20 protein-coding genes are annotated in these 22119 nt (G+C 57.7%); 5 read left to right on the top strand and 15 right to left on the bottom strand.

Going from position 1 to position 22119, the window contains the following annotated elements; genetic code table 11:
- Positions 1-86: 86 nt before the first annotated feature.
- The 3 genes from ACPW75_RS01270 to ACPW75_RS01260 form a co-directional block, all read right to left on the bottom strand.
- A complete protein-coding gene (locus tag ACPW75_RS01270) occupies positions 87-1223 on the bottom strand; it encodes an ABC transporter permease (protein WP_077097226.1) in 1137 nt (378 codons plus the stop codon).
- On the bottom strand, positions 1223-2227 hold the full coding sequence (locus ACPW75_RS01265) for an HlyD family secretion protein (protein WP_017410991.1): 1005 nt from the start codon (positions 2225-2227) through the stop codon (positions 1223-1225). Before ACPW75_RS01265 ends, ACPW75_RS01270 begins: the two co-directional genes overlap by 1 nt.
- A gap of 73 nt (positions 2228-2300) precedes the next feature.
- Positions 2301-3707 carry a TolC family protein gene (locus ACPW75_RS01260; RefSeq protein WP_016351868.1) on the bottom strand — a complete coding sequence of 469 codons (1407 nt, stop codon included), beginning with the start codon at positions 3705-3707 and terminating at the stop codon, positions 2301-2303.
- 290 nt (positions 3708-3997) lie between these two features.
- Between ACPW75_RS01260 and dusB the strand changes: the two genes are divergently transcribed.
- The 3 genes from dusB (at position 3998) to ACPW75_RS01245 (ending at position 7267) form a co-directional block, all read left to right on the top strand.
- Positions 3998-4963 carry a tRNA dihydrouridine synthase DusB gene (gene dusB, locus ACPW75_RS01255; RefSeq protein WP_011707259.1) on the top strand — a complete coding sequence of 322 codons (966 nt, stop codon included), beginning with the start codon at positions 3998-4000 and terminating at the stop codon, positions 4961-4963.
- A gap of 25 nt (positions 4964-4988) precedes the next feature.
- The gene (gene fis, locus ACPW75_RS01250; RefSeq protein WP_005309538.1) at positions 4989-5285 is read left to right on the top strand and encodes a DNA-binding transcriptional regulator Fis; all 297 of its coding nucleotides are present in this window, start codon (positions 4989-4991) and stop codon (positions 5283-5285) included.
- A 557-nt stretch (positions 5286-5842) separates the two neighbouring features.
- Positions 5843-7267 carry a hypothetical protein gene (locus ACPW75_RS01245; protein WP_201980537.1) on the top strand — a complete coding sequence of 475 codons (1425 nt, stop codon included), beginning with the start codon at positions 5843-5845 and terminating at the stop codon, positions 7265-7267.
- Positions 7268-7465: 198 nt separating this feature from the next.
- Here the strand turns inward: ACPW75_RS01245 and ACPW75_RS01240 are convergent, their stop codons facing one another.
- The 3 genes from ACPW75_RS01240 to umuD form a co-directional block, all read right to left on the bottom strand.
- The gene (locus tag ACPW75_RS01240; protein WP_042649079.1) at positions 7466-8662 is read right to left on the bottom strand and encodes a J domain-containing protein; all 1197 of its coding nucleotides are present in this window, start codon (positions 8660-8662) and stop codon (positions 7466-7468) included.
- 191 nt (positions 8663-8853) lie between these two features.
- Positions 8854-10113, bottom strand: coding sequence for a translesion error-prone DNA polymerase V subunit UmuC (gene umuC, locus ACPW75_RS01235; RefSeq protein WP_052815106.1), 1260 nt, complete (start codon positions 10111-10113; stop codon positions 8854-8856).
- Positions 10094-10537 carry a translesion error-prone DNA polymerase V autoproteolytic subunit gene (gene umuD / locus ACPW75_RS01230; protein WP_029303586.1) on the bottom strand — a complete coding sequence of 148 codons (444 nt, stop codon included), beginning with the start codon at positions 10535-10537 and terminating at the stop codon, positions 10094-10096. Before umuD ends, umuC begins: the two co-directional genes overlap by 20 nt.
- Before the next feature lie 115 nt (positions 10538-10652).
- Between umuD and ACPW75_RS01225 the strand changes: the two genes are divergently transcribed.
- On the top strand, positions 10653-10841 hold the full coding sequence (locus tag ACPW75_RS01225) for a DUF3283 family protein (protein WP_029303587.1): 189 nt from the start codon (positions 10653-10655) through the stop codon (positions 10839-10841).
- 170 nt (positions 10842-11011) lie between these two features.
- Entirely contained in the window at positions 11012-11296 is a 285-nt protein-coding gene (locus ACPW75_RS01220) for an acyl-CoA synthetase (RefSeq protein WP_113721844.1), read from the top strand.
- A 54-nt stretch (positions 11297-11350) separates the two neighbouring features.
- On the opposite strand, the gene ACPW75_RS01215 is transcribed toward ACPW75_RS01220, so the two are convergent.
- The 9 genes from ACPW75_RS01215 to ACPW75_RS01175 all read right to left on the bottom strand — a co-directional run bounded on the left by ACPW75_RS01215 (position 11351) and on the right by ACPW75_RS01175 (position 22082).
- Positions 11351-14449, bottom strand: coding sequence for a type I restriction endonuclease subunit R (locus ACPW75_RS01215; protein ID WP_201980533.1), 3099 nt, complete (start codon positions 14447-14449; stop codon positions 11351-11353).
- 206 nt (positions 14450-14655) lie between these two features.
- Positions 14656-15693: a Fic family protein gene (locus ACPW75_RS01210; protein ID WP_197725299.1), complete on the bottom strand. Its 1038-nt coding sequence runs from the start codon at positions 15691-15693 to the stop codon at positions 14656-14658.
- Positions 15694-15747: 54 nt separating this feature from the next.
- Positions 15748-16791 (bottom strand): DUF4917 family protein, encoded by a 1044-nt coding sequence (locus ACPW75_RS01205; RefSeq protein ID WP_166541702.1) that lies wholly within the window; start codon positions 16789-16791, stop codon positions 15748-15750.
- Position 16792: 1 nt separating this feature from the next.
- Positions 16793-18097, bottom strand: coding sequence for a restriction endonuclease subunit S (locus ACPW75_RS01200; protein WP_201980530.1), 1305 nt, complete (start codon positions 18095-18097; stop codon positions 16793-16795).
- Complete coding sequence (locus tag ACPW75_RS01195) at positions 18087-19937, bottom strand: type I restriction-modification system subunit M (protein ID WP_201980528.1); 1851 nt, start codon at positions 19935-19937, stop codon at positions 18087-18089. The genes ACPW75_RS01200 and ACPW75_RS01195 overlap by 11 nt, the downstream gene beginning before the upstream one ends.
- 435 nt (positions 19938-20372) lie before the next feature.
- Positions 20373-20780 carry a type IV toxin-antitoxin system YeeU family antitoxin gene (locus ACPW75_RS01190; RefSeq protein ID WP_201980526.1) on the bottom strand — a complete coding sequence of 136 codons (408 nt, stop codon included), beginning with the start codon at positions 20778-20780 and terminating at the stop codon, positions 20373-20375.
- Between the two features lie 2 nt (positions 20781-20782).
- On the bottom strand, positions 20783-21097 hold the full coding sequence (locus ACPW75_RS01185; RefSeq protein ID WP_201980522.1) for a hypothetical protein: 315 nt from the start codon (positions 21095-21097) through the stop codon (positions 20783-20785).
- Between the two features lie 84 nt (positions 21098-21181).
- Positions 21182-21538 carry a hypothetical protein gene (locus ACPW75_RS01180; RefSeq protein ID WP_029303596.1) on the bottom strand — a complete coding sequence of 119 codons (357 nt, stop codon included), beginning with the start codon at positions 21536-21538 and terminating at the stop codon, positions 21182-21184.
- 1 nt (position 21539) lies between these two features.
- Positions 21540-22082, bottom strand: coding sequence for a hypothetical protein (locus tag ACPW75_RS01175; protein WP_201983872.1), 543 nt, complete (start codon positions 22080-22082; stop codon positions 21540-21542).
- Positions 22083-22119 lie beyond the last annotated feature (37 nt).

The raw sequence follows: 22119 nt of genomic DNA, 5'->3' as shown, positions 1-22119 counted from the left end.
CCGCCAGGAGGCAGCGATTGGTAGCGCCAGCGAGAGGCACCAATCAATCGGCCGCCACTCGAGGCGTGGCAAATCCCAACATCCCATCATGACCTGGGCTCCTCATTAACAGGGGCCGCGCTCGCCTGGGCCTGATAGCGGCGTACCACCAACAGCAGGGGCAGCAGAAACAGTAACAGGGCGCCAAACTGGGGCAGCGCCGCCGCCAGCGGTTGGCCGTAGTTGGTCTGGCCTATCTGCAGCTCGACATAGTGGGAGATGGGCAGCAGGCTGCGCCAGAACTGGGCGAAATCCCCCATGGCGCTGACCGGAAAGGTGACCCCCATGAAGGCAAAGCCCGGCGCCGTGTAAGCACCGGCCAGCGACAGGGCGCGAGCCGGATCCCGGATGATGCCGTAGAAGAAGGCCCCCATGCTGACGCAGGCGGCCGACGCCAGCCCCAACCCCGTAGCCAGCACCAGCCAACTGCCCTGCATCGGGTAACCAAACCCCTTGAACAGCAGCAGGCTCCAGCCCAGCCCCCAGCCCCAGCCAATCAACACGTGGGGCAGCAGGGTGCGCCAGAGACCGAACCAGACCCCTTTGGTGGTCCAGTCCAGCCCCAGCCTATCGGTGCGGGCCAGCGCATTGATGCCGTAGAGTACCACCAGGATCTGCCACACCGCCGGTAACAGGGCACTCAGCAAAAACTGGGCATAGCTGGAGTTGATGTTGTAGAGCGCCGTCACCTGGCTGGCGATGGGCACCGCCTGCCCCAGTGCACCGGGCAGCGCCTTGCCGCCCGCCATGGCCGAGAGCACGCCCACCTGACCGTTGAGCGTCCCGACCACCTGGGCCAACGCCGAGTTGATCAGCTTGGCGATCAGGATGAACTGGCCGTTGTTGAACACGGTGACCTGCGGCTGGGTGCCTTGCCGGGCATCCCGCTCCAGGTGGTTCGGCAACACGACCAGGGCGTAGATATCGCCCCCTCGCAGCGCGCTGGCCCCTGCCTCGATGGAATCAAACTGCTGGGCGACCTTGAGTCCGGCGGAGGCATCCAGCGAGAAGGCCAGCTCACGTGACAGCAGGCTCTGATCCAGATCCACCAGACCTATCTTGAGATCCCGTGCCAGCCCGGCCGAGAAGACCCAGCAGAGGATCCCCATCAGCAACAGGGGGAGCCAGCTTGCCAGTGCCCAGCCGAACGGATCCTGCCACAGCAACCGCCATTCACGTCCCATCAGAGTTCGACCAGCACGCTCATGCCGACCCGCAGCCCCTCAACCGGTTGCAGCGGGCGCGCCTCTACCTGGAAGCTCTTCATGTCAAAGCCCTGACGGGTATCGGTGGCACGCCAGGTGGCGAAATCCCCCATCACGGCCACATGGGTCACCTTGAAGCGCACCGTCTGCTCGCCAAGGCCGGGAATACGGGCATCGAACTCGGTCCCCAGCGCAAAGCGGGGCAACAGATCTTCGCGCACGTGGAACTGGGCCCAGGCATCGCTCATGTCGAGCAGGGTCACCACCGGGAAGCCCTGCGGAGCCAGCTCGCCGCTGCGCAGCAGCACCTGGGAGACTTCCCCGGTGTGCGGGCTGGCGATGCGGGTATCGGCCAGGTAGGCCTCCACTTCGGCCACGCCGCCGGCCGCCATCTTGGCCTGCTCGCGCGCCGCAATCTTGGTCTCTTCTCGCGCCCCTTCCAGGGTCATCTGGTATTGCTGCCAGGCCATGCCTTCGCTGTATTTGGCCGCCTGCCAGGCAGTCCAGGCCTCATCGCGTTTTTGCAGCGGCATCACGCCATCCCGATGCAGGCTGGCGATGCGCTCGTAGGTCTTGCCGCGCAGCAATGCGGCCGCCTTGGCCTTTTGCCACTGATCCTTGGCGGCGGCAATCTGCTGCGCGCGCGCCCCTTTCTCGGCCTCTTCGGCCATGGCGCCAGCTGCCGCCTGACCCGCCTTGGCCTGACTCAGCTTGGCTTCGATTTCCGGGCTGGCCAGGGTAAACACCAGCTGATCTTTGGCCAGCTGATCACCCTTCTTGACCAGCACCTCGTCGATGCGGCCCGCCACCTTGGAGGAGACGGAGTACTGCTGCGCCTCGATCTGCCCCTGCAGGCGCACCGGCTCCGGCTGATAGGCCAGCCAGAAACGCCAGCCCAGCCAGATGACCAGCAGCACCAGCGCCAGTGGCAGCAACAGCGGCTTGGCCTGGCTCATCTTCTTCTTGATGGGGGGATGACTCATGCATTCACCTCGGCAAACGGGCGACCCTTGGCGGTCGAAACAGACATGAAAAAAGGAGCAGAGTGGCGCGCGATCATGAATTCACCTCGATCACTTGCCCATGCTGATATTGATTGAAACTGTTCATCTGACCGGAGAGTGCCAAGAGGCGGGCCAGCGAGATCACGTATTGATAGGCGGCAGCGGCGCGCTGGGTCTTGACCCCGGCCAGCTGGTTGCGGGCATCCACCACATCGAGGGAGGTAGAGAGCCCCTGTCCGAACGCCTTGTCCCGCAGCAGTACGTTCTCCTCGGCCAGCGCCTGGGTGGAAGAGAGCGACTGGAACTCTTCCAGCCCCTGCGCCGCCTCGCGCCAGGTCTTCTCGACCAGCAGTTCCAGATCCTGGCGGGTCTTGGCCTGCAGCAGATTGACCTGCAGCTCGGCGCTCTTGGCCGCCTGTACCGTCTCGGAGCGGCCGTCACGGCTCACCAGCGGCATGCTGACGCCCACCCCGACCAGCCAGTCCGGCGTGGTCTTGGAGGCCAGCGAGTCATCCTCATAGAGGTTGTAGTTGCCGAACAGGAACAGCTCGGGGGCGTACTTGCCCTTCTCCAGCTTGATCATTCCCTGCGCCTGCTCCTTCTTGGCCGTCAGCAGCTTGAGACCGGGATGTACCGCCAGCGTCTCCTGCACCAGGGCGTCGAGCTCGGGCATCTGCTGATTGATGAAGAGCTGGGTGTTGGGCTCGGCCTGCTTGAGCTTGAGCATGTGGCCAAGGGCCAGCTGGGCGATCTCCAGGCTGCGCCTTGCCTTCTGGGTATCGATGCGTGCTCGGTCATAGGCCGACTGGGCGGAGAGACGTTCGACCCGGGCAATCTGGCCCTGGGCCTCCAGCTTCTTGGCATGCTCCAGATGGTGGGACAGCCCCTGCTCGATCTCCTGCTTGGTCTGCACCACCTGGGCCGCCAGCACCACCCCGAAGTAGGTCTGGGAGAGGCTCTCGAAGGTGGACTGCTGCTTGAGCACCAGCAACTGCTGCGCCTCGCTCACCTGGGCCTGACGAATATCCTGCGCCGCATCGATGCGGCCACCGGTAAACAGCGGCCACAGCATCTTGACCGAGCTGGTCACTACGTTCTGTTTGGTGAGGGGGGTGACGAAGTCGTTGGGCGTCAGCTTGAGCGCCTGCATGATGGGCGCCAGTACCTTGCCGAATTCCGGATGGTTGGCGATGGGGTTGAGATCCATCATGTCCAGTTCCATCGGCTGATCGAGGTGGGTATAGCTGGCCCCCACGTCCACCTTGGGCAGATACATGGCCTTGGCCGCCTCGCGCAGTTGCTGCGCCCGCTCCACCCCTGCCTGCTCGGCCGCCAGCCCGTCATCCTGGCGGATGACCCGACTCCAGGCTTCGCTGAAACTGACCGTCTGGGCCTGGGCCGAGCCCAGCACGGCACCAAGCAGACACGGGTAGAGAGATTTGATGAACCTTGCCGTCATACATCCCCAATCTGTTTGTAATGAAATTGTTTGGAGCCTTTGCTCGATACAAGCTCGCTATCATAACGCAAACCGGTCCGGGATGGGGACAGGCAAATCGCCTCTCCCCTCACCCATTTGGCCCCGCCAGTCTGGCTCGACAATATGTCTGATTTTCAAGCACTCCTGAATTTGCAAGCCTTGGCGCGACGTTTTTTTCAGAAAAAAATGGCTGACGCTCAAATACTAACCTTTTCTCCTGACTAAAAAATGCGTAATATACGCCGCCCTAAGCCGATGGTAACCGTGGAATGCAGATAGGTCCCCACACGCTTGAAACTCCCCTGATTGTGGCTCCCATGGCCGGTGTAACAGACCGACCATTTCGTGAACTTTGTTTGCGATTGGGCGCCGGCATGGCCGTTTCCGAGATGCTGCTGGCCAACCCGGATGTCTGGGATACCCAGAAAACCAGGATGAGAATGGATCACTCTGCAGAAGGTGGCTTGCGATCGGTCCAGATTGCCGGAGCCGACCCCGAGATGATGGCGTTTGCTGCCCGCTACAACGTGGAGCAGGGCGCTCAGATCGTCGACATCAACATGGGATGTCCGGCAAAAAAAGTGAATAAGAAGCTGGCAGGTTCCGCCCTGCTGCGCCAACCCGACCTGGTCAGAACCATCTGCCGGGCCGTAGTGGACGCAGTGGAGGTACCTGTCACCTTGAAGATCCGCACAGGATGGGATCCGGATAACCGCAATGGCGAGGAGATCGCCCGAATCGCCGAAGATTGCGGTATCGCGGCCCTTGCCGTGCATGGTCGTACCCGTACCGACCTCTATCGGGGCGAGGCGGAGTACGACACTATCAGGGCGATTAAGCAGGCCGTATCGATTCCTGTTGTCGCCAATGGCGACATAGACAGCCCGGAGAAGGCCCGGTATGTCCTCGACTATACCGGCGTTGATGCCGTGATGATCGGCCGTGCTGCGCAAGGACGACCCTGGATTTTCCGGGAAATCCGTCATTTTCTTGAGACGGGCACCAAGCTGCCGCCTCCCGAAAGGGAAGAGGTTCGCACCCTGATGAACGAGCATGTAACCAACCTGCACCAGTTTTATGGTGCATATCTGGGAGCGCGCATTGCCCGTAAACACGTGGGCTGGTATCTGGATGAAGAAGAGACGGGCCGAGAATTCCGTAAGCACTTCAATGCCCTGGATTGTGCAGATGCACAACTCGAGGCACTCGAAGCGTATTTCGATGGATTAGGTTAACGCATAACTAAAGAGCCGACCGAATATGTTCGAACAAACCCTGACTTCTGATGCATTGGTAACAACTACTCACAATCACGCTGCCGAGCCGACCCAGCGCCCCCTGCGTGACTCTGTGCAACAGGCCCTGCGTAACTACCTGGCCCAGTTGAACGGTCAGGAAGTGATTGATCTGTACGATATGGTTCTCTCCGAAGTCGAAGCTCCCATGCTGGACGTGATCATGCAGTACACCCGTGGTAACCAGACTCGCGCCGCCGTGATGATGGGCATCAACCGCGGTACTCTGCGCAAGAAACTCAAGCGCTACGGCATGAACTAAGCCATAACAGCTAAGCTATTGAAAATAAAGGCACCATCATTTTATTGATAGTGCCTTTTTCGTTTTGAACCCACATTTGAACCCACACCTACAAGACTAGTTATCATTGTCGACGACTCAACTCGGACTAGCCTGATGAACAGCGTTGACCACATAACTGTACCTATCCTCCCCATGTTGCCTAATGCAAGAGAGGGCCAATGGCCCTCTCTTGCTATCTATGTTGTTGGTCAGTGCAAACAGCACTGCTTGTACTTCTAGCCGCAGCCAAAGGGACACGGCTCGTTGCGGCCAATCTTGATGGGTACCACCACTGGTGTTCGCTACGTTGTGCCAGAAAGTGGGCATGAAGGATACGAGCAGCAAATCGGGCCTTGGTGGCTTGCTCTTGCAGGTGTTCATTGCTGAGCGCCTCCAGCGACGTAGACATGGTTTCTTAACCATGTGTTCTTTATGGTCTCTGTCATCCGGGGGATGTCGCTCCAATGGATAGGCATCTATATCGGTCTCAGGCACAATGTTCGATTAGATAGACCTGATAATGGGTAGTTCAGCTGATGGCACGAATATTAACCAAAGCGCAATTGAGTAAACTGGAAAGCAAAAGCCAAGCCGAGCTGTTGGCTATCGTGCTTGACCTGGCAACGCATCTTCCCCTCGCAAAAAAGCACCTGATTAACCAGTACCTTACTGCTGAGGATGCCTTATTGGCATTGGCAAAAAAAGAGTATAGCAAGCTCACTCGTCGCCCCCCTTCCTGGGATTATAAGGAGGTGGATGCCTTCTTCGATACCTTGCAAAATCAGTTTATTCCGTTGCTGGCCAAGGGGATCGTCGCCTCTCCAAGGGAGGGAGAACTCTTCGCCCTCGAGTTGCTGGCGAATGCCAGAGCCTTGTATGAAAAGATGGATACATCCAGTGGCAGCTGGGAGGACTACCATCTTGCGCTGGTCGAACAGTGGTTGATGGCGATCGCTGCTCAACGAGAGTCTGTCCCCCCAGAGGTGCTGGCTCGTCAATTGCGTGACGGATTGTCAGACATTGATCCATCGATCAGCATTACTTGCCTGTTTGATTACCGTGATGTGCTCGGCTCCCCAGTGATGCGAGCCTTGCGCGATAACTATGCGGCGGCAGGTCTATTGCCAGAGGCGTTGGGGTTGAGCTTTGAGTTGCGTGATATTGCATTCTTTGACTCGGTGCAACAGGCTGGTCTCTTTAGCCACCCCCGTCAGCAGATTGACTATGCCAGACTGCTGACCGACGAATTACGCGCCGATCAAGCCATCGCGGTATTAGAGGCAATGGACTCGGCTCTGTTGCAGCGCCACCGCCAATTGAACCTGTGGCATCAAGTGTTGATCCGGGCCTATCTGGAAGAGGGACGCCGAGCTGACGCTCATGCTCAGGCATTACGCGCGTTTGCTAGCACACGGGCAAACTCGTTTTTTGCGAGTTATTGCCAAAGTGGAGATGAGCCTAGAGAAGTAGCATTAGGCCAGTTTGTTGCCATTGCCGAATCATGGGGGCTACGCGAGGTCTTGTTGCTGTTGGAGGAGGTTGATGCATGGCCACAACTGGCACAACGGCTTGAGCAATGTACAGATGCAGACTTGCAGGAGGATCTCTCACTCCTTGCTGGTTCAACCGTACGAACCTGGTCGAGCCGCCTCTATCAGCAGGGATTTATCGTGGTGGCAGTGCGGCTACGTCGTCAATTGGTGGCCAATGTCGTTAATCAGGGCAAGAGCACCTACTACACGGGGGCAGCCTCGGATCTGAAAAAGAGCCTGGATTATCAGGCGGCCTTAAAGGTAGAACAAGAGGATGGAGAGAGACCTCTCTGTTCGCCACAGGAGTATCTGAATCAGCTTTATCAGCAGCACAAACGCAAGAGCAGCTTTTGGGAGGCGGTTCGTCAAAAGCTACCGGCCATTACCATGTCGGCGAGCGGTGTGCAGTATCAGGCCGAGAATAAATAAGGCGCTAACACCTTTCACTCGGTCAGTCAGCTTGTGCTGGTGTTCCATGTGCCCTTGGCTGTCCAGCGCCTCGATAGCACTCATCTGGATGTCTCATTGCCACGACATCCTTCAAGCTACCCAAAACAAGAGAGAGCCATTGGCTCTCTCTTGTTTTCGAAATAGGTGTTTTCAAAAAATGTGTTTTCGAAAAAAGTGTTATCGAAAGAAGATCTCATCAAAGTCCGGCTCTTCATCCCAGATGGCGTGCTGACGTGCGTCCCAGCGCTCGGCCAGATAGGGTTTGAGGGTTGCAAGGGTGGTGATGGTCGCCAGTTGTCCATGCAACTGCTTGATATCCCGCTGTAGATAGTGCTGATGCTCCTCGAACGCGAGATCGGTCTTCTTCTTCGAGCGCTGTTTAAACTTGTGCAAGATAACCCCTTGCACTCCCTCCGGGCCACTATAAAAGCAGATCTCGAGCTCACGTTTTTTCTGCCAGAGCGCCGGATTGATGGCCACCAGATTCTCTTCACTCAGCAGCTTGTCTGCCTCGGGCAGATGGGTGTGAGCCAGGTGCAACAGAGTAAACATATCCCGCGTTTCCCACGCATGGCTGAGCTCGCCCATCAGGCGGCTCTTCTCTTCACGCTTGACCGGGTCTTGCTCCCGATCCGGGTGCAGCGTCATAGCCAGCTTGCGATAGAGCTGCTTAAGGCTTGAGTTATCGAGCAGTTGCTCAACCCTGGCAACCTCATCCGGATCGGCCATGTCATGATGATCCTGCCAACGTGCGAAAGCCTCGTCATTGGCAAAGGGGTCATCGCCACAGTCCGGCGCGTCGTCGTCCCACTCATGCTCATCACCGCCCTGTTTTTGGGCCTGGGCTTGCATATAGTCGCGCAGCTTCTCGGGATTTCTGACCATCTCGCGCAGCAGCTCGATATCATCGGGGCTCTCGCCAAACGCCTCTTGCAGCATGTCAGTGATAAAATCGCAGCTCGCCTCGAGCTGATCATCATCGAGCTGGCTGACGCTGCCCGCTTGCACCGCCATATAGAGTGACTCCAGATCCAGCTCCCCCCGAAACGGGTTGGATTCAAGATACCCCATCAATTCATCAATCCAGCCATGGAGCATCTCGCGCTGCCACTGGGTAAAACTTTTGCGGGCGGTGAAACCGGCCAGCCGCTGGCAAAGCTGAAAAATCAGCCCACACTGCTCACGCTCCAGAGGCTCAATGTCGCTGACAAAGCGCTGATAGATATCCGCCCCCTCTTGCTCCTGTTTGGCCAGCTTGGCCTGCAGCTTTTCGATGGCCTGCCACTGGCGATGAAAATAGGCAAGGGCCGGACTCTCGTGGCGCGGCTCGGCTTTTTTTCGCTTGGCCGAGGTTTTACTCTTGGTCAGTGACATGAAAACTCCAAATGAAAACGGGATAGTTGGCTACCGTGGCCACGGCAGATTATCAGAGGGGAGGAGATGCGCCTATCCTCGCGGTCTGCTGCCGCGACTTGTCGATCTTGAGAAATCATCCTAAAACCTCGTATTGGGGTACCACGTGGGGTACCACATCTAGCAAACGGTAGGCACATTACTGTATCCACTTACCTGGCCACCGGCAGGTCCTCCCAGCGGGTGGTGTAACAGGGGCTCAGGAGCTCTTGTCGCATCATCCACTCAGGCGACCCCGTACCTTGGCTGGCAAAGCCTACTCGCCCCAATCCCTTGGCTTTGATCTGGTCCATCACTGCCATCAGCGCGTCCGATTGAGCGGAGGACGGGGCAAACAGATCTGCCTGTTGTTGCCCCTTGGGGGTGAACTCACTCAGCATGACGCCCCCCTTCTGATAGCGGTAACCGTCGCGCCAAATCTGCGGTAGCAGCACGTTCACTTGCTGCAGCAGCAACCGGGTATCATCGCTAGGGCAGACCAGTCGGACGCCAGCCTGCTCACTGTAGTAAGGAGCTCGTTCGTCAAAGGGGCTGGTTCGCACGAACAGGTGCACCCGTTGGCAACACATCCCCTCGGCCCGCAACTTCTCGGCTGCGCGAGCCATAAAGCCTGACAACGCTTGGGCCATTTCTCCACGGTCAGTCACGCGCTCACCAAAGGAACGGCTCGAGAGGATCTGCTGCTTCGCCGCCGGTTCAACGGTCAGCTCTGCGCAAGGCAGGCCACGCAGCTCCTGTACGATCCGCTCGACCACCACGCCGTATTGGGCGCGTAACCCTTTGGCGTCGCTAGCCACCAGGTCAGCAACGGTGTTGATGCCTTGTGCCACCAACTTGGCTCCCAAGCGCCGTCCTATGCCCCACACCTCGTCCACCGGGGTGATAGCCATCAGCCGTGCGCGGCGCAGCTCGTCACGCAAATCCACGACGCCGCCTGTGGCAGGCCATTTTTTGGCTGCATAGTTGGCCAGCTTAGCAAGGGTCTTGGTGGGGCCGATCCCAACCCCTACCGTTAGGCCGGTCCACTGCCACACTCGCTGCCGGATCTGTTGCCCATAGGCTATGAGGTCCCCGGCAAACGACTCCGACAGTGACAGGAATGCTTCATCGATAGAGTAGACCTCCAGCTCGGGGGCCATGGTCTCCAACGTGCTCATCACCCTGCCAGACATGTCTCCATAGAGCGCGTAGTTGGAGCTGAATGCCACACCGCCATGCGCCTCGAACTGCTCGCGGATCTTGAAGTAGGGCCCGGCCATCTTGATACCCATCGCCTTGGCTTCGGGGCTGCGCGACACCACGCATCCATCGTTGTTGGAGAGCACCACGATCGGGCGGCCACGCAGCTCAGGGCGAAACAACCGCTCACAGCTGGCGTAGAAGTTGTTTACATCAACGAGCGCTATAGCCATCACGCTGCCTCAGATTGCCAATCACATGGGTGACCACTCCGAACAACTCCAGGGAGAGACTCATACAAGGGTCGATAGGCGCGAACGCCGGATTGGCTGGCAACAGCCGCAACCTCGGCTTGAGCTGCAAGGTCTTTACCGTGAAGCCGCCATCGAGTTGTGCAATCACCACATCACCATGGCGCGGGGTGAGGCTCTTATCGACCACCAGCAAGTCACCGGGAAAGATGCCGACCCCGGTCATGCTCTCCCCCTCGGCACGCAGATAGAAGGTTGCTGCAGGGTGGGCCACGCAGTGGGTGTTGAGGTCCAACTTCCCTTCCAGATAGTCGCTGGCTGGGCTGGGAAAGCCGCAAGAGGCGCGGTGCAAGAACAGCGGGATGGTCACCTCGGCGGGTGATGGGTCTGGGGTTAACAGCTTCATGGCAAAATACCTGTGTTTATATACAGGCATTATAGCGCACCACCTTTGAACCAGCGCAAGTCCCGCATGCCAGTGATGGCGTACCATGGCGCCAACAAATAACAAAGAGGCCAGTATGAGTCACAATCTGTGTGCTCTACCGAAAGAGCAGCAAGAACGGGTCGAGGTCGAGAAGGCCGCCGCATATGCGGTATGGAAGGAGCGCAACGGTCACTTGGCCAGCGCAGAAAGCGAAGCGAACCAACATCAAGGTGAACTGGGTCGCTACTTCCTTGAAAAGGTCGCCTACTTCAAGTCGCGCTGACCCTATCAACACGTTCATCGGTGGCTATGCAGGTCACTAGCAACAAACCGCATTCCAAACAACTTAACGAGGTACGTATTGTGACGGCATTGGTAGTCAACTTGGTAGAGACCTACTCCAGCCGAGGTGCTTACAAGGGCGCCATTAGCGCTTGGCGGGTTTCAAGTGATATGGCCAACAAAATCTCCACCGTCATTGGGGTTTACAAGTCTCAAGTCGTGGTTGTCATCGAAGGCTGCCAGCTGAAACTCTCGACACCTGATGCCAATGAACTACACGATGACGGGTGTGATGGTCGTTACTTCGTGGTCGGTGGAGACGTTTACGAAGACACCAAAGCTTGGCTAAAGCCGCATCCGTGGTTATTCAAGTCACTGGCCAGCGTACAAGGCCCACGCTACCTGAGCCTCGAAGAGGCCAACCAGATACCTTCAGGCAGCGTCATACTGAAGTAAGCCATATCTACACATCTTGATAGATAAGGTGAGGGAGGCTCGCGCCTCCCCCACTCAACACCACACCTCACACAAGCTCTCTGCCTGCGCCAGAACCAGCTGAGCAGCCTCTTCCTGCTGGTCTGGCGGGTACTTGTACTTGCGCAGGATGCGCTTGACCATCAGCCGCAGTTTGGCGCGCACGCTTTCGCGGCTGCTCCAATCCACGGTCACGCTACGGCGCAGGTTGGCTGTCAGCTCATGGGCTATCTTGGCCAGTATCTCGTCCCCCAGCTCACGCACTGACGCCTCGTTGTTGGCCAACGCATCATAGAAGGCGAGCTCGTCATCGTTAAGGCCCAAGGCCTGCCCCCGCTTGCTTACGGCGGCAAACTTCTTGGCCATGTCGATCAGCTCCTCGATCACCTGTGCGGTTTCGATGGAGCGGTTCTGATAGCGTGCGATCACCTTGGTCAGCATCTCCGAGAACTTCTTCTCCTGGGAGAGGTTGGTCGCGAACTTCGACTTGATCTCCCCCTCCAGCAGTCGCTCCAGCAACTCCACCGCAAGATTGCGCTCCGGCAGGTTGCGCACCTCGGCCAGAAACTCATCATCGAGCAGGCCGATATTGGGCTTGTCGAGCCCCACCGCTTCAAACACATCGACCACATCGCCCGATACCACCGCATTGCCGATGATCTGGCGAATGGCCAAGTCGCGCTCTTCGTCGGTTTTCTTCTTTTGGGAGATCGCCTTCTTGGTCAACAACACTTTGACCGCCTGCAAGAAGGCCACTTCTTCCCGCACTGCCTTGGCCTCGTCAAGGGTGCAGCAGAGCGTGAACGCCTTGCTCATCGCCAGCGCGTTGTCGGCAAAGCGCTTCTTGCCATCCTCAAGGCCAAGAATAAAGTTGGCGGCCCCGGCGAGCAGCTTGTGGCCACCGGTGAGGTAGTCGCTGTAATCAAAGCCATGCAGCAGGGCGCGCAGGATATCGAGTTTCTCCTCCAACACCGCGTAGGCCTCATGGGCATCGACGGTCGGCTTGCCCCGTCCTTTGCTGGCGGTGTACTCCTTGATGGCGCTCTTGAGCTCGTTGGCGATCCCGATGTAATCGACCACCAGCCCGCCTTGCTTGTCCTTGAACACCCGGTTCACCCGTGCAATCGCCTGCATCAGGTTGTGGCCCTTCATCGGCTTGTCCACATAGAGGGTATGCACGCAGGGCGCATCGAAGCCGGTCAGCCACATATCACGCACGATGACCAGCTTGAGCGGGTCACTCGGGTCTTTGAACCGCTTCTCCAGCCGTTTCTTGACCAAGGCTGGATGAATATGGGGGCGCAGCAACGCCTTGTCAGAGGCGCTGCCGGTCATCACGATCTTGATGGCCCCCTTGTCGGGGTCCGGGTCATGCCAGTCGGGGCGCAAGGCTACCACGGCATCATACAAGTGCACGCAGATCTCGCGGCTCATGGCCACCATCATCGCCTTGCCATGCTGCGCCTGATTGCGCTCTTCAAAGTGGGCCACCAGATCGGCGGCCACCCGCTCGATCCTGGGCTTGCTGCCTACCACCTTCTCCAAGGCGGCCCAGCGTGACTTCAGCTTGGCCTGCTCACCCTCTTCCTCATCCTCGGCCAGCTCATCTACCTCGTCATCGAGGTGGGTCAGTTCGTCGGCCTTGAGCGACAACTTGGCGAGGCGCGACTCGTAATAGATCGCCACCGTCGCGCCATCTTCCTTGGCCTGCTGCATGTCATAGACGTGGATGTAGTCACCAAACACCGCGCGGGTATCCCGGTCTTCGCTCGATACTGGGGTGCCGGTAAAGGCCACAAACGTCGCGTTGGGCAATGCGTCGCGCAAGTGTTGGGCATAGCCGACCTGATAGCGCGCCGCGCCCTCGGCAATCTGGTTGGGCAATTTGAGTGAGGCGCTGAAACCGTACTGGGTGCGGTGCGCCTCATCGGCAATCACCACGATGTTGGCGCGCTCGCTCAGCACCGGGAAGGTGTCTTCATCCGCGCCGGGCATAAACTTCTGGATGGTGGCAAACACAATGCCGCCGGAGGGGCGGTTGGCCAGCTTGCTGCGCAGATCGCCGCGGGTCTCCACCTGCACCGGCTGCTCGCGGATCAAATCTTGCGACAGGGAAAACACCCCGAACAGCTGGCCATCAAGGTCATTACGGTCGGTGATCACCACGATGGTCGGGTTCTCCATCGCCGCCTCGCGCATCACCCGCGCCGCAAAGCAGGTCATGGTGATGCTCTTGCCGCTGCCCTGGGTGTGCCACACCACCCCGCCCTTATGGCTACCACCGGGGCGCGACGCCGCCACCACCTGGGTGATCGCCGCGCGTACGGCATGAAACTGGTGATAACCGGCGATCTTCTTGACCAAGCGGCCATCGTCTTCAAACAACACGAAAAAGCGCAGGTAATCGAGCAGCATGGCCGGGGTCAGAATGCCGCGCACCATGGTCTCCAGCTCGCCAAACTCGCCATAGGGGTCGAGGTTGACCCCATCCACCGTGCGCCACTGCATAAAGCGCTCGGCATTGGCCGACAGCGACCCCATCCGCGCCTCGCTACCATCGGAGGCAATCAGGATCTCGTTGTACTGAAACAGGTCGGGGATCTGCTCCTTGTAGGTCTGCAGCTGATCAAACGCCTTCCAGATGTCGGCATTCACATCGGCCGGGTTCTTGAGCTCAAGCACCACCAGCGGCAGCCCGTTGATGAAGAGGATGATGTCGGGGCGGCGGGTGTGTTTGGGCCCCTTGATAGAGAACTGGTTGATGGCCAGCCACTCGTTGGCGGTGGGCTGCTCGAAGTCAACGAGGCGGACAAAGTCCCCCACCGTCTCGCCATCGCGCTGGTACTGCACCGGCACCCCATTCACCAGCAAGCGGTGAAATGCCCGGTTGGCCGACAGCAGCGCCGGGGTATCGAGATTGACCACCTGCGCCAGCGCATCTTCACGCGCCACCAGCGGCACGGAGGGGTTGAGCCGGGCAATCGCCTCCCGCAAGCGCTCGCTCAGCAGCACCTGCTGGAACTGCTCACGCCACGGGTTATCAGAATCGGGGGCCACATCGTAGCCACACACCACGCGATAGCCCACCTCGCTCAGCCACCCCAGCACCTCTTGTTCCAACTGATCTTCGGTCATTGTTGCTCAATCCCTCAAGACGATCCCTGGCACCCCCATGGCCTCTGCCATTCGGGTATGCCCAACCTGCTCAGCGTCACAACGGGTGACATATCGACTCGTCACCCTCATCTGTCGATGGGATCGACAGGTTGCGAAAATATGTTTAAAAAAAGCCGAAAAATCGACACGTCATGGTGATATGTCGATCCCGTCACCCTGATCGGTTAGCGGGTCAACTCGGCGAACAACGCATCGTTGATGTAGTACTTTTCACGGCCAACCTGCTCTTCCCGCAAGATGCCCATCGTCGCCAGTGTTTGCAGATAGCGAGAGGCCGTCTGGCGTTTGGCAATACCGGCATCGACCAGAAACCCGATCTTGGTGTAGGGCTGCATAAAAATCAGTTCGACCAGATCCTTGCTATAGATGGCCTCCGCCTCCCGCTGCACCCGCTCGCGCACCTCTTCCATCAAACTCAGGATGCGATTGACCTGCTCAAAGGTTTGTTGTGCCGTGCTCTCCACAGCCCTGAGCATAAACAGCACCCAGGGTTCCCATTGCTGCGCTTCGGTGATGCCCCGTAGGCCGGCATAATATTCCTGCCGATTGGCGATGATGTAGCGCGACAAAAAGAGCACCGGGATATCCAACAGTTGCTGCTCAACAAGATACAACAGGTTCAGGATGCGACCGGTACGGCCATTACCATCGGGGAAGGGGTGAATCGCCTCGAACTGATAATGCATCACCGCCATCTTGACCAGCGGGTCCAGCTCATCCTCGGCATGGATAAATTGCTCAAGATTGGCCAGCTTGTCGCGGATCACCTGCTCTCCAACGGGTGGGGTATAAATGACCTCACCTCGGTCACTCTTCAGGGCCGTACCGGGGATGGCGCGAATGCCGATATCCACCTGTTTAATCAGCCGAACCAGTTCAATAAACAGGTTGGTATTGAGCGGGCGATCCTTGAGCGAATGGAAGCCATGATAGAGCGCCTCACGGTAGCGCAGCACCTCTTTGGTGTGAGGATCTGTCTTGCCATCGCGGTTGGCGGCGGCGCGATACAGCTCGTCATTGGTGGTGACGATATTCTCGATTTCCGATGAGAGCCGCGCTTCTTGCAAGATGATGCTGTTAATCAGCAGCCCCTGATTGGGGATCTTGGCCGCCAGCCCGCGCAGATTGGCCAATACCCGGTTGGCCGCGATGGCTTGTTTCAACACCGCCTTGGTCTCCAGCTCGATGATGGGGGGCAGCAATGGCAGGTCGTTATAGGGCTGGTTACGATCAAATGACATCAGCAGTCACCTCTTTTAGTCAGCATGGTTCCAACACCCCGCACTGGTGGCATCAAAAAATACAACCTCCTTGATGCCCGCATCATTTAGCATTTTTTCCATATGCACCCTTTCGGATTCAATTTTTTTTGGTGTCTTGTTACCAGCAAACACAGACACCGCGGCGCGACGGCATGGTGATAACGCCAGCTGCTCAAGAATATGACGATCCTGTTTGCCAATGCTCCAGCCATAAATAGTCATGCTGTCTTTGGGGCGAGGTAATTCATGTTGATACACATGGGAAAGATATCGGGAGCTATTTATCGCGGCGATCTTGCTCTCTGACGAGCCCTCGCACACAAACAGAGGTTGACCGTCATTATCACGCCAGTACTGGGTGATAAGGCTTAATGGGTCGCTATTGTCGGCCATCAGCTTACTTTCCTCGCCACCTTGAGTTCGGTAGAGCGCAAGATTGCCATGAGGATAAAAGACTCTGGTCACTCCGGGCTCAAGTTCAGCAGGGAATGACGCGTTGAAGCATTGCTTGATCAATTTGGGGTCTGTCGCGCGCGTCTTATCAATGGTGAACCCGTCCTCAAAACGCCAACCATTGGCTTGGCGAGCATTAAGTGATGCCCAATAGACTATCAAGTCGTAGTTGAGGCTGAATACCGTCGAAAAACCTGCCATAAAGCGGCCAATATGGGCAAGCCCTTGCTGGTCACTGATAGCCTTGTCTGGATGAATGTCTTTTACGGTATCGATCAGCGCCCGCCGCACATCTGTATAGGCGTTGCGAACTTTGTCACGCTCGATTTTGGCCAGCTCAAACTTTTGATTGATATAGTCAGCCTGCCATAGGCGATATAACACTCGTTCGAAATCACGGTCATTCTTGGCGAATTGATCAAACACCTCCTGTGCGGCAGGGCGGATAAATCCGTGCTCACAGCCCTGCTGATACAGGTTGGTGTAACGAAAACAGGGATCGACAGCGACACTGCCGCCATTGCCCACAATCAGGGTGTCGCTGTAATCGGCCTGTATCTCACGCCATGTCTTTATATCTGCCACGTCAGCTTGCCCCTTCGACCATAGCCTCAGCCTCCGGCAAGCGCAGTTGGCCAGAGATCAGACGGGGTAGCAGGGTGTCGCGTAGGGTCGCGAGGGTTCGAGCTTGTATTAGGTTTTCCTTGATGCGCTCCATCACCGGAGCAATAGTCTCCTCGAAAGCGGTAATTACGATGGTCTGTGGATAGACCACCGAAACTCCAGCTAAGGTATCTCGAGTGATTGTGTCGAACACGGAACCATGGGTCCGTTGTTTTAAGGTTTCAACAAGGCGATGCGTGCTGAAGTAAGTGAAATACACATCACCGGCCTTACCAGATAAGCCATAGCAGGACTGGTTCATCGCCATTGCTTGCCCCACCAGAGCAAGTCGACCTACAGTGCCTCGCGCCGAAATGATAGTAGTTCCCACAGGCAATAATTTGGTTGATGACTTGTTCAAGCCTTCGCAAGTGATGTGCTTTTCAGTCTCGATTACAAACACGTCTGTGGTTGCTGGAGCATCAACTACAGAAAACCAAGGAATGTCCCCATTCCAATACTCGCTGATAGAGGTTTTTGGCGTGCCCCCCCCAATAACATCAATCGTTTCAGTGAAGGACAAAACTCTCCACCCCTTCGGCACCATACCAAGTTCGGACTCTTCGAAGCTGTCGGGGAACAGGGCGGCGACCTCGTGGGCCAGACCTGCCGGTTGCTCGCCACGAGCACGGGCATGGACCGGGTCGAAGTCAACAAACCACGACTTGAACAGCGCCTGCGCGATGGCCTCCAACGTGGCGTTGGTCTCGCGCAGTAGGGCGATGCGGTCATCCAACGCTCTCAAGATAGAAAGAACCTGATCCTGGACATTCAAGCTCGGAGACGCTACTAACATGGTCTTGGCAGCACCTACATTGAAGTGCTGTTGAACAGCCCCAACTAAGTGAGCGGATACATGATGAGTGGCCACCGAATTGACCCAGTAGCTAAGAAAATGGGGCCGTAAGTTAGGACCACATCGAACAATTACCAAATCGGAGCAATTTGCCTCTTCAAGCCACTCAGGAATAACTGCACATGTTCCCGGCTTTCCAGTTCGAACAATAACTACATCCCCAGGGCGAAGTGTTGACTTTTTAAGCTTGCTGTGAAACTCAGATGAAATAAATTTAAGGTCGTTTGGATTTATCAAAAAAGGATTAACGTTCAGCGACCGAAGAAACGGAATACCTTTATCTACGTATTCATTCGACATTGTACCGACATACCCAACGGTAACTTCCGTTGTAAGTGAGTCCAATGTTTGCAACGGCCATTCACAGCTCATACCCTAACCCTCCCAACTTCAGCTTGATCAACCGATCCAGCTCAGCCCCCTTGGTCATCTGGTCACCAAGTTGCTTGGTCAACCGAGCCATTTTGTCGGCAAAGGCCTCATCGTCCTCCTCCACCTCTTCGGCCCCTACATAGCGGCCAGGGGTCAACACATGGCCGTGCTCGGCAATCTCGACCAAGGTTACGCTGCGGCAGAAGCCCGCGACATCTTCGTAAGGCTGCTCGCACTCCCCGTCCCCTTTCCATGCGTGAAAGGTATCGGCAATCTTGGCGATGGCGGTCTCGTCCAGTTCACACTGCACCCGGCTGATCATGGTGCCCAGCTTGCGGGCATCGATAAACAGCACCTCACCTTGGCGGCGGGTCTTGTGCTTGGCGAGGAACCATAGGCAGGCCGGGATCTGGGTGTTGAAGAACAGCTGCCCCGGCAGGGCCACCATGCACTCCACCACGTCCGCCTCCACCATGGCACGGCGAATATCACCCTCGCTGTTCTGGCTGGAACTCATTGAGCCATTGGCCAGCACGATACCGGCACGACCAGTTGGCTTGAGGTGGTAGAGCATATGCTGCAGCCACGCATAGTTGGCGTTGCCCGCAGGCGGCGTACCGTAGACCCAGCGCGGATCCCCCTCGAGGCTACCATGCCACCAGTCGCTGATATTGAACGGCGGGTTGGCCAGCACAAAGTCGGCGCGCAAGTCGGGGTGCTGATTGCGGGTGAAGGTATCACCGTTTTCGCGCCCGAGGTTGTAGTCCATCCCCTGGATGGCGAGGTTCATGGCCGCCAGCCGCCAAGTGGTCGGATTCGACTCCTGACCGTAGATGGAGACATCACCCAGCTTGCCGCCATGGGCTTCGATAAACCTCTCCGACTGCACGAACATGCCGCCTGAACCGCAGCAAGGGTCGTAGACCTGGCCATGATGGGGAGCAAGCACCGCCACCAGCGTCTTGACGATGCTGGCAGGCGTGTAGAACTGGCCTCCCTTCTTGCCCTCGGCACTGGCAAACTCGCCAAGGAAGTACTCGTAGACCTGCCCCAGGATGTCGCGCGCTTCACCGACATCACTGCCAAAGCCAATCTTGGAAACCAGATCCACCAGCTCGCCGAGCTTGCCATCGGGCAACTGGGCTCGGGCGTAGCGCTTGTCGAGGATGCCCTTGAGCCGTGGGTTCTCCTGCTCGATCAGGGTCAGCGCATCGTCAATTCGCTTGCCGATATCGGCCTGCTTTGCATGGGCGCGCAGCCCCTCCCAACGGGCCCCTTCCGGTACCCAGAAGGCGTTCACCTCACGGTAGTAGTCGCGATCTTCCAGCTCCTCGGCCAGCAGCTCATCGTCACAGTCGTAGAGGAAGTACTCGTCGCTCTCATCGGCAAAGCGGCGGGTCAGCTCGGCGCGACGGGCGGCGAAGGAGTCAGAGATGTACTTGAGGAAGATAAGGCCCAGCACGATGTGCTTGTACTCGGCGGCGTCCATGTCGGCACGCAGCTTGTCTGCGGCAGCCCACAGGGTCTTCTTCAGCCCCTCGATACCTGTCGCTTGCGGCGCATCCTTGGCCTGCTTGCCCTTGCCACTGGCTTTCGCTTTGCGTGGTGCAGCGACGGCGGCGTCGCCTTCCAACACCCGGAGTACAGCACCGCCCCGCCCGCGCCCCTTGCGCAGAACGCCCTGTTCCAGCAGGGCCTCGCGTGCGGCGGTAAAGTCCTCATCGGTCAGGTCGCTGAATTGGGCTTTCAAGGTTTCCATCAGGGCTTGGTTGCCGATACTGCTGCCATCTTCAGGAACGGCGGCCAGCAGCGCTTGGCTGAGCTCGTTGGGGTCGGTCATGGGGTTCTCCGGTTATGCGTATTGCCGTCATAACCCACCTGCGCGAAAGCCAAGGTGAGGATGCGGGCCAAGTCGTCAGACTGACGGAACGGCGCATGCCGAGCCTTGCGGGCGCAGCAGGGACCTATCCAGGGTGGTGGGTCAACAGAAGGCGATGCAGCCAAGGTGATGCATCGGCGAGAAAAAGTCCGGCCCGTCAGTCGTCTATCCATTATCTGGCGGGCAGTTTATACAAATGAACCCCGCAGCACTATGCGTAATGTCACGCGAAAGGTGATCACTGCGCATCGTTGTTATTGCAGAGATGAAATGGTCAACGTCTCACGTTAGCGGGCAAAAAAACAAAGGAAAGGCCATGAATTGGCCTTCCCCACGACCTATCCCATTAATCACGGATGAGTAGGTGCCAAAATGTAACCACAAGCGGATTGGTGGTCACGTCTTGCGCTTAGGATTGGCGTCCATGTTCGTCGCTGGGTAAATGACTAAGTAGACATAGCCGTGGCTGCCAAGGGTATCGGCTTCGCAGGTAAAGCCTCCATGCTGGATAGTGATACGTTGCTGGCGCTGGGCATCCAGTTCGCCGGTCAGCAGCTTGGCTTCCAGTTCCTTGATGATGGTAGGTAAGGCAGCCTCCAGCCGGTCTATAGCCTCCTCCTGCCATTCGCCTACCAGTGAGGCCCGATCTGACAGAAAGTGCAGGCGATGATGCTCTTGAATGAGACGAGCCCCAAAGCGCGGCGTCACGTTATGGGGCAAGCCCCACTGCGCAAAAATCCGGGTGGACTGGTCTGGCGCTGCGGGTCGGTGTTCGTCATTGGTGTGGGTGGTTGTCGTGGTCATGATTAGCAATACCTCAGTCGAATGTCTATGCGGGTGCCGGGCACATTGTGGCGCTGGCGCAGTCTGTTCAGATGCTCCGGGAGTTCTGTCAGACTGGCCAGTCGCCCCCGGTAGAGCCGGGAGAGATTGACGTAATCGGGATGGCTCACGGTGATGGTTACCTGATGCCCAGGCTGCCAGCGGCCAAATAGACGGGCTTTGGCCTCTTTGATGGTGGTGATGCCGGGAGCGGATAACGTCTGCCGGTTACGCAGATGCAGTTTATTGAGCTCGGGGGCATAGCGATGCACCTCGAGTCCGGTGATAAGACGGGTCATGTTCGGTGACTCCAATGATGCCAAGGGTCAGCCTGAGAGGGCTGGCCCTTTATGCTGTGTGTTGATGAGCAAGATTGTGGGACGTCAACGATCGCAGTCAGCCGTCTCATTGATAACCGGCTTGCGATTGAGCCGGTACAGCAGGTGCAGCGAGCCGTATTGAGCCACTAGCCGGTCTATGGCTATCTGGGCACAGGCCGTTCTGCTGGGCTTATTCTCAGGGATTGCGTAACGCGCGGTGAGCCAACCGCCGAGCAGCGCGATGCGATAGCCACTCGGGATGTGGGTGAGCGAGGTGCCTATCCCCCTCCCGTGAATGAGGAAAGGCACGGCCTGCCCACCGATGTTGATATCGATGCGTTGGCCCTTTAGCTCAAAGGTGGTGATCTCGCCGGTTCGCGGGTGCTTGCCCGGTACCTTGATGGTGATGTTCTTAGCCATGTCACACCTCCGGTTTGGCTTCAAAATGGTGGGTCACAACGCCAGCCTCTGGGTCGATGCTGATAAACGCCGGGGCTTGCGGGTGGTACTGGTAGAGCCGCGCCAATTCAGCGCGAAACGCCTCGACGTTTGGCGCAATCACATGGCTGGTATCCCCTTCGGCGTAGGTAAAGGTCTCCAGCTTCTCTGTGTGAATCCAGATGCCGAAATACCAGGCGTCTTCCTCGGTATCGTATTGCTGCCAACCTTGGGTCAGTAGCGTCCGGTCGTAGTAGTAACGATCAGCCTGATGGCTCTCCCGGTCGATACGGCAACCCGTCACGGTGAGCTCCAGCGGGATACGCCCTGTCTTGTGGGCCTTCTTGACCCTGCGCTGTAGTTTGAGCGCTTTGGCTCTGCTACGGCCATTACCGAGCGGGTGCGGCTGCCTGGCCCGCAATGCCAGATGGGTCATTATCTTCGGTGCGGTGTTGTGGTTGAGCTGACCAATAGCGGCGGTTATCTGCCGGGTGGATAGAGTTTTGTAATCACGTAAGTCATGCATGGTTGGGCTTCCTTCAAATGCATACAGCCCCTCGGAG

The sequence above is a fragment of the Aeromonas sp. FL131 genome (assembly GCF_049860615.1).
GTDB classification, from domain to species: domain Bacteria; phylum Pseudomonadota; class Gammaproteobacteria; order Enterobacterales; family Aeromonadaceae; genus Aeromonas; species Aeromonas hydrophila.
The sequence above is the reverse complement of the archived record's forward strand: the minus strand, read 5'-3'. Positions and strand labels throughout refer to the sequence as shown.